Source organism: Geodermatophilus sp. SYSU D01186, assembly GCF_054050215.1.
The window spans coordinates 1-14,331 of record NZ_JBJGYW010000002.1; the positions used below are offsets into that span (position 1 = coordinate 1).

Annotated in this window: 12 protein-coding genes; 2 read left to right on the forward strand and 10 right to left on the reverse strand. The window is 76.8% G+C overall.

Annotated elements, in window-relative coordinates:
- The 5 genes from ACI784_RS01425 to ACI784_RS01445 form a co-directional block, all read right to left on the reverse strand.
- Window positions 1-203: 3,4-dihydroxy-2-butanone-4-phosphate synthase (locus ACI784_RS01425; RefSeq protein WP_456924917.1), on the reverse strand; the 203-nt coding region annotated here is incomplete at its 3' end.
- Window positions 200-808 (reverse strand): riboflavin synthase, encoded by a 609-nt coding sequence (locus ACI784_RS01430; protein WP_456924918.1) that lies wholly within the window; start codon window positions 806-808, stop codon window positions 200-202. The genes ACI784_RS01425 and ACI784_RS01430, both read right to left, overlap by 4 nt.
- A 2-nt stretch (window positions 809-810) precedes the next feature.
- Complete coding sequence (gene ribD, locus ACI784_RS01435) at window positions 811-1,935, reverse strand: bifunctional diaminohydroxyphosphoribosylaminopyrimidine deaminase/5-amino-6-(5-phosphoribosylamino)uracil reductase RibD (protein WP_457012320.1); 1,125 nt, start codon at window positions 1,933-1,935, stop codon at window positions 811-813.
- Window positions 1,932-2,603 (reverse strand): ribulose-phosphate 3-epimerase, encoded by a 672-nt coding sequence (rpe, locus tag ACI784_RS01440; RefSeq protein WP_457012321.1) that lies wholly within the window; start codon window positions 2,601-2,603, stop codon window positions 1,932-1,934. Before rpe ends, ribD begins: the two co-directional genes overlap by 4 nt.
- 11 nt (window positions 2,604-2,614) lie before the next feature.
- The gene (locus tag ACI784_RS01445; protein WP_457012322.1) at window positions 2,615-3,334 is read right to left on the reverse strand and encodes a DUF1775 domain-containing protein; all 720 of its coding nucleotides are present in this window, start codon (window positions 3,332-3,334) and stop codon (window positions 2,615-2,617) included.
- Window positions 3,335-3,529: 195 nt separating this feature from the next.
- On the opposite strand from ACI784_RS01445, the gene ACI784_RS01450 reads away from it, so the two are divergent.
- Both ACI784_RS01450 and ACI784_RS01455 read left to right on the forward strand, forming a co-directional pair.
- A complete protein-coding gene (locus ACI784_RS01450; RefSeq protein WP_457012323.1) occupies window positions 3,530-7,531 on the forward strand; it encodes a Pls/PosA family non-ribosomal peptide synthetase in 4,002 nt (1,333 codons plus the stop codon).
- On the forward strand, window positions 7,528-8,193 hold the full coding sequence (locus ACI784_RS01455; RefSeq protein ID WP_457012324.1) for a 4'-phosphopantetheinyl transferase family protein: 666 nt from the start codon (window positions 7,528-7,530) through the stop codon (window positions 8,191-8,193). Before ACI784_RS01450 ends, ACI784_RS01455 begins: the two co-directional genes overlap by 4 nt.
- Before the next feature lie 54 nt (window positions 8,194-8,247).
- Here ACI784_RS01455 and ACI784_RS01460 read toward each other — a convergent pair whose 3' ends face one another.
- The 5 genes from ACI784_RS01460 to ACI784_RS01480 all read right to left on the reverse strand — a co-directional run bounded on the left by ACI784_RS01460 (window position 8,248) and on the right by ACI784_RS01480 (window position 14,174).
- Entirely contained in the window at window positions 8,248-9,642 is a 1,395-nt protein-coding gene (locus tag ACI784_RS01460) for an RsmB/NOP family class I SAM-dependent RNA methyltransferase (RefSeq protein WP_456924922.1), read from the reverse strand.
- Window positions 9,639-10,619, reverse strand: coding sequence for a methionyl-tRNA formyltransferase (gene fmt, locus ACI784_RS01465; RefSeq protein WP_457012325.1), 981 nt, complete (start codon window positions 10,617-10,619; stop codon window positions 9,639-9,641). Before fmt ends, ACI784_RS01460 begins: the two co-directional genes overlap by 4 nt.
- Window positions 10,568-11,101, reverse strand: a complete 534-nt coding sequence (gene def / locus ACI784_RS01470; protein ID WP_457012326.1) for a peptide deformylase — start codon at window positions 11,099-11,101, stop codon at window positions 10,568-10,570. The genes fmt and def overlap by 52 nt, the downstream gene beginning before the upstream one ends.
- 60 nt (window positions 11,102-11,161) lie before the next feature.
- Window positions 11,162-12,028, reverse strand: a complete 867-nt coding sequence (locus ACI784_RS01475) for a protein kinase domain-containing protein (protein WP_457012327.1) — start codon at window positions 12,026-12,028, stop codon at window positions 11,162-11,164.
- Between the two features lie 265 nt (window positions 12,029-12,293).
- Window positions 12,294-14,174, reverse strand: coding sequence for an ABC transporter ATP-binding protein (locus ACI784_RS01480; RefSeq protein WP_457012328.1), 1,881 nt, complete (start codon window positions 14,172-14,174; stop codon window positions 12,294-12,296).
- Window positions 14,175-14,331: the final 157 nt, after the last annotated feature.

The window sequence follows — 14,331 nt, forward strand, 5'->3', positions numbered from 1 at the left end:
TCCTCCTCGGTGACGGCCACGCAGATGTAGCCCGAGGTGTAGCGCACCATGAACGCCACCAGCTCCGGCGTGGCCAGCTCCGAGGCGAAGATCAGATCGCCCTCGTTCTCCCGGTCCTCGTCGTCCATGACGACGACCGGGCGGCCACGCTTGATGGCCGCGATGGCGTCCTCGATGGTGTCGAGCCGGGTCGAGGTGCTCACGAGCGCTCTCCCAACAGCCGTTCCACGTACTTCGCGATCACGTCGACCTCCAGGTTGACCGGGCTCCCCGGAGGCACCGCGCCGAGCGTCGTCTCGCGCAGGGTGGTGGGGATGAGGCTGATCTCGAACCAGGGCTCGGGGTCGCCGACCGCGCTGACGGCGCTCACCGTCAGCGAGACGCCGTCCACCGCGACCGACCCCTTCTCGACCACGTAGCGGGCCAGCTCGCGGGGCAGCGCGATCCGCACGACCTCCCAGTGCTCGCCCGGGGTGCGGGTGAGCACGGTGCCGACACCGTCGACGTGCCCCTGCACCAGGTGGCCGCCGAGCCGGGTGTGCGGGGTGACGGCGCGCTCGAGGTTGACCGGGTCGTCGTCCTGGAGGGCGCCGAGGCTGCTGCGGCGCAGGGTCTCGGCCATCACGTCGGTGGCCCAGACGTCGCCGTCGACGTCGGTCACGGTGAGGCAGACCCCGTTGACGGAGATGGAGTCACCCAGCGCCACACCCTCCAGCGCACGGTGCGCGCGGATGCGCAGCCGGGCGGCGTCCGCGAGGTCCTCGCGGACGAGCAGGGTGCCGATCTCCTCGACGATCCCGGTGAACACGATCAACTCCCTCCGGTCGCGGCCGGGCTGACCGCAGACCGACTGCCACCAGTGTGCCGGTTCGGACGCAGGCGGATGCCGACGTCCCCGCCCAAGCGGGTGACGTCGGCGACCGACAGGGTCAGCGCGTCGCCGATCCCGGTGATTCCCAGGTCACCGACGAGTGGTGCACCGGCGCCCAGGAGCTTGGGCGCCAGGTGCACCACCACCTCGTCGACCAGCCCCTCGCGCAGGAACGCGGCGGCGAGGGTCGGGCCGCCCTCGAGCAGCACCCGGCGGACGTCGCGGGTGAACAGCTCGGCCAGCAGCTCGCGGGGTCCGGGGGCGGCGCTGACCAGCGTGGGAGCCGCGTCGTCGAGGACGCGCGCCGCGCGCGGCAGCCGGCCGCGGCGGTCGAGCACGACCCGCAGGGGCTGGCGCTCGGCGTCCCGCCCCTCGGCGTCACGGACGGTGAGCTGGGGGTCGTCGGCCAGGACCGTGCCCGAGCCGACGAGGACCGCGTCGCAGGTGGCGCGCAGCCGGTGGACGGCGGCGCGCGCCTCGGGGCCGGTGACCCAGCGGCTGCTGCCGTCCGCGGCGGCCACGCGGCCGTCCAGCGTGCCGGCGACCTTCCACACCACCTGCGGCCGGTGCTCACGGACGCCGGTCAGCCAGGCACCCAGGGCGCCGTCCTCGGCCTCGGCCTGCTCCACGCCGAGCACCACCTCGACCCCGGCCGCCCGCAGCCGGGCGACCCCGCCACCGGCGAGCTCGGTGGGCTCGGGGACGGCGACGACGACCCGCGCCACCCCGGCCGCCAGCAGGGCGTCGGTGCAGGGACCGGTGCGGCCGGTGTGCGCGCACGGCTCGAGGGTGACGACGACGGTGCCGCCGCGGGCGCGGTCCCCGGCCTCGGCCAGCGCGCGGACCTCCGCGTGCGGCCCGCCGGGCGGGGCGGTCGCGCCCTCCCCCACCGGCGTCCCGTCGGCGGCGAGCACGACGGCACCGACCGGCGGGTTGGGGCTGGTGGCGCCGAGCACGCCGGCGCCGAGTTCCCGGGCGCGTGCCATCGCGCGCCGTTCCGGTGCCGTCGCCTCGCCGTCGGCGGCGGGGCCGGCGACCCGCTCCCCGGCCGGGCCGGGGCTCACCCGACCAGCGCCGCGGCCGCCTGCGCCCGCAGGCCGGCGATGGCGCGGGCGGGGTCGTCGGCGCCGTAGACCGCCGAGCCGGCCACGAAGACGTCGGCCCCCGCCTCGGCGGCGGCCTCGATGGTGTCGGCGTTGATGCCGCCGTCGACCTCGACGAACAGGTGCAGGTGGCCGGTGTCGACCAGCTCCCGGGCCCGGCGCACCTTGGGCAGCACCTCGGCCATGAACTCCTGCCCACCGAACCCGGGCTCGACGGTCATGACCAGCAGGGTGTCGAAGGCGGGCAGGACGTCGAGGTACTCCTCCAGCGGGGTGCCCGGCTTGAGCGCCAGCCCCGCCAGGGCCCCGGCGGCGCGCAGGTCGCGGGCGACGGCGCGGGGATCGGCGCAGGCCTCGGCGTGCACGGTGACGTTGCGCGCCCCGGCCTCGGCGTAGCCCGGCGCCCAGCGCTCGGGGGCCTCGATCATCAGGTGGCAGTCCAGCGGCACGGGGCTGACCGCCTGCACGGCCTGCATCACCGGGAGGCCGAAGGTCAGGTTCGGCACGAAGTGCGCGTCCATGACGTCGAAGTGCAGCCAGTCGGCGTCGGCCACCCGTCGCGACTCCTCCGCCAGCCGGGCGAAGTCCGCCGACAGCAGGCTGGGCGCGATCATCGGGGTCCGGGGCACGGCTGCCGAGTCTAGGCAGGCCGTCCGGGCCGCCCGGCGCGGGCGCGGCGGAACCACAGGCCGGCGGCGACCGCGGCGGCCGCGAGCACCCCCAGCGCGGCCAGCCAGCCGCCGCTGACCCCGCCCTCCTCGTCGGCCGGGACGGCGGCCGGGGTGGTCGCCGGGGCCGCGTCGGTCGCGGGCCCCGCCTGCGGTGCGCCGGACGGCGGGCCGGACGCGGCGGTGGCGGCCGGTGCCGGCGCGCCCGGGGCGACGGTCAGCACCGGCGCGGGCCGCTCGGGCTCAGGAGCACCGGCGGCCGGCAGCTCGATCCAGGCGTCCTCGCGGCCGTCGGCGTAGCGCTGCAGGGTCTTGAACACCAGCTCGGTGGTCCCGGCCGGGAGCCGCGCCACGGTCACCGCGTACTCGGCGTCCCCACCCGCCGGGAGCGCCGGGCCACCCACCTCGAAGCCGTCGGCGGTGGGCGCGAGCGTCCAGCCGGCCGGGCCGGAGGCCAGCGCCACGTCCGCGGGGGCGAGCCCGGCGGGCAGCTGGGTGCGCATCGCGACGATCCCGGTCGGCGCCTCCGACTCGGCGGTGAACGTGAGGGTGACCGGCCCGGTGCCGGCCGTCGCGCCCGGAGCGCTCACCTCGACGTGTGCGGCGGCCGCCCCGGGGACGGCGCCGACGAGGACGGCGGCCAGCACGCCGGTGGCCAGGGAGCGGCGCAGGGCCGCGCTGCGGGAGGTCACGTCCCTGTAGTCGCTCCGGCGGGCCGTCGGGTTCCCGGCGTGTCGCAACGGGGGGTGTCCTTGAAGGACCAGGTACTACGACCTAGGTCGAATGGAGCCGCGGCTGCGCGTCCCCCGAGGCTCCCGGGTGGTTCCAACGGAACGAAAGAGTCCGGCTTCCCGACCCTCACGGACACGCCAAGAAACGGCCCGCCCATGACGACGACGTCAGCGCCCCCTCCCTCCCCCCGTCCCGCACCGGGCACCCTGCGGCTGCGGCCGGCCGCCGCGGCGGTCTACGACGGCGGCCCACCCGCCCCCGAGCGGACCCTGTGGGACGTCCTCCAGGCCACGGTCCGGCGGTTCCCGGACGCGCCGGCCCTCGACGACGGGCGGTGGGTACGGACCTACGCCGAGCTGCTCGCCGAGGTGGCGGCGCTGCGGGACCGGCTCGCCGCGGCGGGGGTGGGCCGCGGGGACCGGGTCGGGGTGCGGGTCACCTCCGGGACCGCGGACCTGTACCTCGCGGTGCTCGCCGTCCTCGCCGCCGGGGCTGCCTACGTGCCGGTGGACGCCGACGACCCCGAGGAGCGCGCGCGGCTGGTCCTCGGGGAGGCGGGGGTGTGCGCCGTGGTCGGCGACGGCGGCCGGGTGACCGGGACCGGGACGCCTCCGGGCGGTCGGTCCGCCGCCGATCCCGGCCCGGACGACGACGCGTGGGTCATCTTCACCTCGGGGACCACCGGCACGCCGAAGGGCGTCGCGGTGACCCACCGCAGCGCGGCCGCCTTCGTCGACGCGGAGGCGCAGGTGTTCCTCCGGGCCGAGCCCCTCGGGCCCGGTGACCGCGTGCTGGCCGGGCTGTCGGTGGCCTTCGACGCCTCGTGCGAGGAGATGTGGCTGGCCTGGCGCTCGGGGGCCTGCCTGGTGCCGGCGCCCCGCGCGGTCGTGAAGTCCGGCCCGGAGCTGTGCGGGTGGCTCGCCGACCGGCGGGTCACGGTGGTGTCCACCGTCCCGACGCTGGCGTCGATGTGGCCGGTGTCCCTGCTCGGCGGCATCCGGCTGCTGGTCCTCGGCGGCGAGGCGTGCCCACCCGAACTGGCCGACCGGCTGGCCCGGGCGTGCGGCGAGGTGTGGAACACCTACGGCCCCACCGAGACGACGGTGGTCGCCTCCGCGGCCCGGCTGCGCCCCGGTGCGCCGGTGTCCATCGGACTGCCGCTGGCGGGGTGGGACCTCGCCGTCGTCGACCCCGCGTCCGGGGACCCGCTGCCGTGGGGCAGCACCGGCGAGCTCGTGATCGGCGGCGCCGGCGTGGCCCGCTACCTCGACCCGGCGAAGGACGCCGCCCGCTTCGGCCAGGTCCCCGCCCTGGGGTGGCACCGCGCGTACCGCAGCGGTGACCTCGTGCAGGCCGATCCCCGCGGGTTGCGCTACGTGGGGCGGGCCGACAGCCAGGTGAAGATCCGCGGCTACCGGATCGAGCTCGCCGAGATCGAGTCGGTGCTCGGCGAGCTGCCGGGCGTCGCCCGGGCCGTCGTCGGCACGTACGAGCCGCAGCCGGGGCTGGTCGAGCTGGTCGGCTACTACACCCTGGCCGACGGCGGGGCGCCCCTCGACGAGTCCGCCGTCCTGGACACCCTGCGCGGCCGGCTGCCGGCGCACATGGTCCCCGCCTCCCTGGAGTGCCTGGACCGGATCCCGACGGCCCGCAGCGGCAAGACCGACCGGGCCGCGCTCCCCCCACCGTCCCGTCGGGCGCCGGCCGGCGCCGCTCCGGCGACGCCGGCCGAGGCGGCCCTCGCGAGTGCGCTCGCGGAGGTGCTCGGCGTGGCGTCCGTGCCGGTCGACGCGCACCTGTTCGACCAGCTGCAGGCCAACTCGCTGGTGGTCGCGCACCTCGTCGCCCGGGCACGGGACGTCGACGGGCTGCCGCCGCTGTCCACCCGCCAGGTGTACCTGCACCCGACGATCCGCGAGCTGGCCGCCGTCCTGGGCGAGGACCCGGCGGGCGAGCCCGCGGCGGAGCCCGAACCGGCCGGACCGGCCCCCCGGTCCGGTACCGGCTCGGTCGTGCGGTGCGGCCTCCTACAGGGGCTGCTGCTCCTGGCCAACGTCTGGCTGGCGGCGGTGCTCCTGGACCGCGGCCTGGCCTGGCTGGCGCCCACGCCGGGCCTGCTGGACTCCTACCTGCGGGCGGTGGCCTTCGGCGCCGCCGGGTTCGCCGTCCTCTGCCTGCTGCCGGTCACGGTGAAGTGGCTGGTGGTCGGCCGGTGGCGGGAGGGGGAGATCCCGCTGTGGAGCCTGGCCTACGTCCGGTTCTGGCTGGTCCGGACCCTGCTGCGGGCCAGCCCCCTGGCCCGGTTCGGCGGCTCCCCCCTCTACGCGCTGTACCTGCGCGCGCTGGGAGCACGGGTCGGCCCGCGGGTGGTCATCCTGTCCCCCCACGTCCCCGTGTGCACCGACCTGCTGACCATCTCTGCGGACACGGTGATCCGGCGCGGCGCGCGGTTCTCCGGCTACACCGCGGTACAGGGCCGCATCCGCACCGGCCCGGTGACCATCGGGCGCGACGCCTTAGTCGGCCACGACAGCGTGCTGTCACCCGGGTCGGTCCTCGGCGACGGCGCCCAGCTCGGCCACGCCTCGTGCCTGTACGGCACGCAGGAGGTGCCCGCGGGCGAGCGCTGGCACGGCGTCCCGGCGCGGCGCAACGAGGTCGACCACGTGCGGGTGGAGCCGCTCGCGTGCAGCCGGTTGCGGCCGGCGCTGTTCGCCACCGGTCAGCTCGCGGTGCTCCTGCTGGTGACCCTGCCGGCCGCCCTGCTGCTCGCCGGGGTCGTCGTGCGCGGTCTCGCCGGGCTGGCCGGCGTCTCAGGCGGCGGGCCGGATTCGGCAGGGGGGCTCCTGCGCGACGCCGTGGTCGTCTCGGCGGTGTCCTACGCCGGTGGCCTCCTCGGCAGCCTCGCCGTCGCCACGACGGTCCCGCGGCTGGTGGGCCGGCTCCTGCTCCGCCCCGGCCGGACCCACGCCCTCTACGGCGTACACCACTGGGCGCAGCGGGTCGTCGAGCGGCTCACCAACATCCCGGTCCACCTCCAGCTCACCGGCGACACGTCCGCCGTCGTCCACTACCTCCGGCTGCTCGGGTACCGGATGCCCGACGTCGAGCAGACCGGTTCGAACTTCGGCGCGAGCCTGCACCACGAGAACCCCTACCTGGTCTCGGTGGGCCGCGGCACCCAGGTCTCGGACTCGGTGTCGTTCCTCGACGCCGACTTCTCCAGCACGTCGTTCCGGCTCACGCCGGTGTCTGTGGGCGCGCGCAGCTTCGTCGGCAACTCGGTGGCCTTCCCGCCCGGGCACCGGGTCGGCGCGGACTGCCTGGTGGGCAACAAGACGCTGGTCCCCCTCGACGGCGCGGTCCGCGAGGGGGTCGGCCTGGTGGGGTCGCCGCCGTTCGAGATCCCCCGCTCGATCGACCGCGACAGCCGGTTCGACCGCTTCCTGCACGGGGAGGCCTTCCGGCGGGGACTGGCCGGCAAGAACCGGCACAACCTCGCGACGATCGGCCTGTTCCTGCTCGTGCGGTGGTGCCTGTACCTGCTGCTCACGGTGCTGGTCATGGTGGCCTGGGGCCTGCACGCGCGCTTCGGGGTGGCCGCCCTCGCCGGGCTGCTCCTCGCCTCGTTCCTCCTCACGCTGCTCTACGACCTCGGCTCGGAGCGGCTGCTCGTGGGCCGGCGGCGGCTGCGGCCCACCGTGTGCTCGATCTACCAGCCCTACTTCTGGTGGCACGAGCGCCACTGGAAGCTGCAGTCGGCCGACCACACGCTCCCGATCCTCGACGGCACCCCGTTCAAGCCCCTGGCCTGGCGATTCCTCGGGGTCCGGACCGGCCGGCGGCTGTTCGACGACGGCTGCTCGCTGCCCGAGCGGTCCCTGGTGACCCTCGGGGACGACGTCGTCCTCAACGCCGGCACCGTCGTCCAGTGCCACTCCATGGAGGACGGCACCTTCCGCTCCGACGCCACCCGCCTCGGGGACCGGTGCACGCTCGGAGTCTCCGGCTACGTGCACTACGGGGTCACGATCGGGGACGACGCCGTGGTCGGGCCGGACAGCTTCGTCATGAAGGGGACGACGGTCCCGCCCGGCACCCGGTGGAGCGGCAACCCCGCCGCGGAGACCCGCGTCCCCGCGCCCCGGCCGGCGTGATCGAGCACCTGCTGCCCCCGGCGGTGGTGGCGGCCGAGGCCTTCGGCGACGGGCCGGCCGGCGTCCCCGTGCCGGGCGAGGAGCTGCCGGCCGGCGCGGCACCCGGGCGGAGTGCGGAGTTCGCCGCCGGGCGCGCGCTGGCCCGCGCCGCCCTCGGCCGGCTGGGCGTGCCGCCGTCGGCGGTCCCTCGCGGGCCGGGCGGGGCACCGGTGTGGCCGGCCGGCGTCCTCGGCAGCCTCACCCACTGCGCCGGCTACCGGGCGGCGGCGGTCGCGCGGGCCGGCACGGTGCCGGTGCTCGGGGTGGACGCCGAGCCGGCCGACCCGCTGCCACCGGGGGTGCTCTCGGTCGTGGCCCGGCCCGAGGAGCGCGTGCGGCTGCGCCGGCTGGCCGCGACCCACCCGGGCACCTGCTGGGACCGGCTGCTGTTCTGCGCCAAGGAGGCGGTCTTCAAGGGGTGGTTCCCGCTGACCCGGGCGTGGCTGGAGTTCGGCGACGTCCGCGTGCGCCTCCATCCGCACGGCCGGCTCTCGGCGCGCCTGCTCGTCGCCGTCCCCCCGCTCGACGGCACGCGGGTCGGCGGGTTCACCGGGCGCTGGCTCAGCCGCGACGGGCTGTTGCTGGCCGCCGTCTCCGGGCTCGCGGGCGGCGCCCGGAGCTGACCGCGCCCTCCCCCGCGCCGTCACGGGGTCGCCGGCCTCGCCGACCGCCCGCCGTCAGCGGGTGCGGCGCAGCAGCGCCATGAACATCGCGTCGGTGCCGTGCCGGTGCGGCCACAGCTGCCCGTACCGGCCGCGGGCCAGCCCGGGGACCTCCGGGAACAGCGGGGCGACCGGCAGCACCTCGACGTCGTCGCGCGCGGCGGCGGCGTCGGCCACCGCGACGGTCTCCGCGGCGTGCGGGGAGCAGGTCACGTAGGCGACCACTCCCCCGGGCCGCACCGAGGCCAGCGCCCCCTCGAGCAGTGCGGTCTGCAGCTCCACCAGCGGGGGGACGTCCTCGGGGGTGCGCCGCCAGCGGACCTCGGGCCGGCGGCGCAGCGCCCCCAGGCCGGTGCACGGGGCGTCCAGCAGCACCCGGTCGAACGACCCGGGCGCCCACGGCGGCTGCCGGCCGTCGGCGACGAGCACCTCGGTGCCGGCCTGCCCGGCCAGCGCCGACCGCACCAGCTCGGCGCGGTGCGGGGAGCGGTCGGCCGCGGTCAGCGCGACGCCGTCGGGACGTACCGCGGCCAGCAGGCCGGCCTTCCCGCCCGGCCCCGCGCACACGTCGAGCCAGGCGGTGTCCGGGCCCTCGAGCGGGGCGCGGGTCAGCAGGAGCGCGGCCAGCTGGCTGCCCTCGTCCTGCACGGCGGCGGCGCCGTCCCGGACCGCGGGCACGCGCCCCGGGTCGCCGCCGCCGAGCCGCACCGCGTACGGCGACCAGGGGCCCGGCGTCCCGCCGGACTCCTCGGCCAGCCGCTCGCGGGTCACCCGCCGGGCCACCAGGTGCACCTCCGGCGCGGCGTCGTCGGCCAGCAGCGCGGCCTCCAGCTCGGCGTCACCGCCCAGCGCCTCGCGCCAGGCCTCGACGATCCAGCCGGGGTGGTCGGTGGCGAGGGCCAGCCGCCGGTCGCCCTCGGCGTCGAGCCGGTCCAGCCAGGCGGCGCGGTCCCCGCCCGCGGCGACCTTGCGCAGGACGGCGTTGACGAGCCCGGAGGCACCGGCGCCGACGATCGCGCGGGTGAGGTCGACGGTGGTGTCCACCGCCGCGTGGGCCGGCACCCGCAGGTCCAGCAGCTGGTGGGTGCCCAGCCGGAGCAGGTCGAGGACCCGGGGGTCCAGCTCGCTCAGCGGACGGTCGACCAGCCCGGCCAGCACCGCGTCGAGGGTGCCCTGCGCGCGCAGCGTGCCGTAGGCGAGCTGGGTGGTGAACGCCGCGTCGCGCTGGTCCAGCTCGCGCTCGCGCAGCAGCTGCGGCAGCAGCAGGTTGGCGTAGGCGGCGCGGGAGGAGACGGCGTCCAGGACGTCGTAGGCGGTCAGCCGGGCACCGTCGAGCCGCGGGCGGGCGGGACGGCGTCCGCTCCGGTGTCCGGGCCGGGGCCGGCCGGGCCGGCGGGGCGGGCGGGTCACGGCTCCCCGAGCCTCTCCCCCGGCGCCGGGCGGGCGCCGCGGGCCCAGTCGGCGGCGGGCAGCACGCGCTTGCCCGCCGGCTGCACCTCGCCGAGCCGGACCGCGCCGCGACCGGTGCCGACGAGCACCCCGGTCGGCCCCACCGACAGCTCCCCGGGCGTCAGGCCCAGGGACGTCGGCAGCGGCTCGACCGGGCCCAGGCGCAGCCGGTCACCGCGCCAGGTGGTCCACGCGCCCGGGGCCGGGGTCACCCCCCGCACGCGCCGGTCGACGACGTGCGCGGGCAGGGCCCAGTCGACGCGGGCGTCGGCCGGCTCGATCCGCGGCGCGAGGCTGACCCCCTCGGCCGGCTGCGGCTCGGGGAGGACGGTGCCGGCCGCGATGCCGTCGAGCGTGGCCAGCAGCAACCGGGCACCGCTCCGGGCCAGCCGGCCCAGCAGGTCCCCGGCGGTGTCGCGGGGGGCGATCGGCTCGGTGACCACACCGAAGACCGGGCCGGTGTCCATCCCGGCCTCCAGCCGGAAGGTGGACGCGCCGGTCACCTCGTCCCCGGCCATGACCGCGTGCTGCACCGGGGCGGCCCCGCGCCAGGCCGGCAGCAGCGAGAAGTGCAGGTTGACCCAGCCGTGCCGGGGCAGGTCGAGCGCCGCCTGCGGCAGCAGCGCGCCGTAGGCGACCACCGGGGCGCAGTCGACGGCGAGGTCGGCCAGCTGCGCCAGGAACTCCGGCTCGCGCGGCGACCGCGGCTGCAGCACCGGCACGCCGGCGGCATCGGCCCGCTCGGCGACCGGCGAGCGGCTCACCCGGCGGCCGCGGCCGGAGCGGGCATCGGGACGGGTCAGGACAGCGGCCACCTCGTGCCCGGAGTCCAGCAGCAGGTCCAGCGAGGGGACGGCGACCTCCGGCGTCCCGGCGAACAGCAGCCTCAGTGGGGGCTCACCTCCACGCGCGGGACCCGGGCCCCCATGCCGGCCCACTCGGCCTCGGCGATGGCGGCCAGCGCGGCCTCCTTGGCCCCCGGCGCCAGGCGGTCGACGAACAGGACGCCGTCGAGGTGGTCGACCTCGTGCTGCACCGCGCGGGCCAGGAGGTGCGAGCCCTCCACCCGGACCGGCTCGCCGTGCACGTCGAAGCCGGTGGCGGCCACGTAGAGGTGCCGGCGGCAGTCGTAGGCGAGGCCGGGGATGGACAGGCAGCCCTCGGGCCCCTCCTCGGTCTCCTCCCCCACCAGCACGACCTCCGGGTTGACCAGGTGACCGAGCTGCCCGTCGACGTGCCAGGTGAACACCCGGACGCCGACACCGATCTGCGGTGCGGCCAGCCCGGCGCCGCCGGCGGCCAGCATGGTGTCGGTGAGGTCGTCGACGAGCCGGCGCAGCTCGGCGTCGAAGTCGACGACGGGGGCGGCGGGCGTGCGCAGCACCGGGTCGCCGTAGAGGCGGATGGGGGTCACGCTCACCGGTCGATCGTAGGGGGCGCCCCGCGGCTCCCCTCAGCCCCTCGGGGTGCGGCCGCGGTGTCAGCCGACGGCGACGGGCGCGGGGCGGTCGGCGCCGGGCCGCTGCGTCAGCAGCCCGTCGGCCCAGTCCGGCCAGGGCCGCTCGTCCTCGTCGCCGGCCAGCCGGATCAGGGCGCTCATGGCCTCCTCGACCGACGGCCGGCGGTCCGGGTCGTCGTCGGTCATCCGGTCGATGACCGCGTGGATCCTGTCCGCGCCCTTCGCCGCGGGGTCGAGCACCGCCCGCAGGGTCGCACCGACGCCGTAGACGTCGAACGCGGTCGTCACCGGTCGCACCCGGGACCGGTCCGCCTCCGGCGGGGCGTATCCCTGCGTGCCGATCCCCTCGCCCACCTGCAGCTGTGTGCCGAGGAGACGGGAGGAGCCGAGGTCGACCAGCCGCGGCCGCCGGTCCACGACGAGGACGTTGTACGGGTCGACGTCCATGTGCGCGATGCCCCGGGAGTGGAGCGCGCGCACGGCGCCGAGGACCTGGACCCCGAGGGAGGCGGTGTCGTCGGCGCGGAAGGCACCGTCCTCCTCGACGCACTCGGCGAGGTTGAAGCCGTCCATGTACTCGACGGCGATGAACGGCACGGGCTCGGTGTGACCGTCGTGCAGCAGCCGCGGCAGGGCCGGGTGCCGCAGCGCCGAGAGCGCCCGGATCTCGCGCTTGAGCGCGGTGACGTACTCGGGCTTCCAGTTCGGGCGGACGACCTTCACCACGGCCGGCGCCCACAGGTCCACCGACCAGCACAGCCAGGTCTCCCGGCGGTGCCCGACCATGAGGAGGTCCCAGGCCAGGTGACCCGGGACGATCGGGCCACCGGGTTCGGGGTCCCATCGGGGGCGGCCGTCCTCCTCGGCGAGGGCCACGTTCGGTTCCACTTCTGCTCCCTCGGCGGTTGAACGGCGTACTCGGGGGGAACTGGGGGTGCTGGAGGGTGACGAACGGGGTCGCCGCCCCGCCGGATGTCGGCCGGCGGGACGGCGACCGTGCGTTGCTGTGTCACCAGGAGTGCGAGTGGCTCTTGCTGCGGCTCTTCCACGTCTTGCTGGTGGTGCTGCTCCACCACCAGTGGCGACGCTTCCGCCTGCGGTACCCAGGGGCGGAAACCTCACCGACGATGCGACGGAAAGTGGTCATTGCGTTTCACCTCCTCTCGACCGGCTCGTGGTGCGCGGTGGAGGCGAGGGCACGACCGCGCCGACGGCCTCCGGAGTGTGATGTGCCGGCCGCGGCGCCGTCCCGGTGGGCACCCGACTCGCGGGGGGTGTCGTCGGACGGGCCGGTCCCGGCGGGTGTCCTCTCGGCCGGGACCGCGGGCGGGCGGTGGGCGGAGACGGCCACGGTCCGGTCGGCGATGGCCGCGAGGACCGGGTCGTGCGTCACGAGCAGGACCGTGCGGTCCCGGGTGGCCGAGCGGATGGCGCCGACGACCTGCCGTGCGGCCTCGGCGTCCAGCGACGTCGTCGGCTCGTCGAGCAGCACGACCGGCGCGGTCGACACCACGGCCCGGGCCAGGGCCACCCGGCGGCGCTGACCGCCGGAGAGCATGGCTCCGCTCTCGCCGAGCGGGGTGTCGTAGCCCTGCGGCAGGGAGAGCGCGAACTCGTCGACCCAGGCGGCCCGGCCGGCGGCGAGGACCTCGGCCCGGGTGGCGTCCGGGTTCCCGAAGGCGATGTTCTCCGCCAGCGTGCCGTCGAGCAGCCACGGGTCCTGCGGCACGAAGGCCAGCTGCCGTCGGAGCTCCACCGTCGCCAGCTCGCGGATGTCGACGCCGTCGAGCAGCACCCGCCCGGCGTCGGGGTCGTAGAGCCGCAGCAGCAGGGACAGGACCGTGCTCTTGCCCGCTCCGCTGGGACCGAACAGGCACACCGTCTCGCGCGCCCGGATGGTGAGGTCGAACTCGTGCAGCACCGGGCGGTCCGGGCCGTAGGAGAAGCTCACGGACTCCAGCCGGATGCCCTCCCGCACCGGCGGCACCGGCCGCGGCTCGGCGGGCTCGGGCACCGCCTCGGTGCAGGACAGCACCTGGTCGATGCGCTGCGCGCTGGCATGTGCCTTGGCCTGCACCGCCACCAGCCGCACCATGCTCCGCACGGGCGACTGCAGCGACCGCAGGTAGGAGAGGACGACGAGCAGCTGGCCGACGGTCAGCACCCCGTCGCGCACCTGGAGCCCGCCCGCGACGAGCACGATGCCCGAGCCGACGGTGAGCACGATGCCGGGGACCGGGCTCCAGCGGGCGTCCACGACCGCCGCGCGGGTCTGCGCCGCCACGACGCGCTCGTTGGGCTCACCGAAGAGCTGGTCGGCTCGGTCCTGGCGGGCGAAGGCCTGCACGGCCCGCACGTTGCGCAGCAACTCGGTGGCCGCTCCGGACAGCCGCCCGGCCGCCTCCCGCGCCGCGAGGGTCGCGGCCCGGACCCTGCGGCGCTGGACGGCGGTGAGCCAGGCCAGGACGGGCAGGACGACCAGGCCGAGCCAGGCCAGGGCCGGGTCGAGGGCGAACAGCAGGACCAGCGCGCCGACCAGGAGCAGCAGTTCGGGCAGCAGCTGCGTGAACACGGCCACCACCGCGTCCATCATCCGGCCGACGTCGGCGGTGAGCCGGGAGGTGATCTCCCCTGTGCGCGTCCGGTCGTGCCAGCGCAGCGACAGGGTGATCGCCCGTGAGAAGAGCGCGGTGCGCATGGCGCCGGCCATCCGCTCGGCGGCCCGCTCGGCCCAGATCCGGGTGCCGGTGTCCAGCACGGCTCCGAGGATCGCCAGCGCCACCATCGCGAGACCGGCGACGACCAGCAGGCCCAGCGGGCTGAGCCCGGACAGGATGCCGGCGGGGCCGTCCAGGGGCTTCCCACCGAGAGCGTGGTCGACCGCGAGCGCGAGCGGCCAGGGGCTCAGCAGTGACGTGGCCACCTCCACGACGGCGGCGCCGGTCGCCAGGCCCAGGAGGCCGGCCTGCGGCCGGATGAAGGGCGCCGCGACACGCAGCGAGCCCGGGGGCCGGTGCGCTGCGTGCGAGGACATGCGGAAAGGGTGGCCCGCCGGGGCGGTGAGTCTCCATACGTCCCTGGGAGTACGCCAAGGGTCCCTGTTGTCCTTGGACGCGGCGCGAGCAAAGTGGACGAAGGCGGCCCGGAACCGCCCTATGCTCCCGGGGTGATCTGGGTCACACCGGGGGGCC

Coding starts and splice junctions, on each gene's coding strand:
- ACI784_RS01450 (WP_457012323.1), top strand. CDS start 3,530: ATGACGACGACGTCAGCGCCCCCTCCCTCCCCCCGTCCCGCACCGGGC.
- ACI784_RS01480 (WP_457012328.1), bottom strand. CDS start 14,174: ATGTCCTCGCACGCAGCGCACCGGCCCCCGGGCTCGCTGCGTGTCGCG.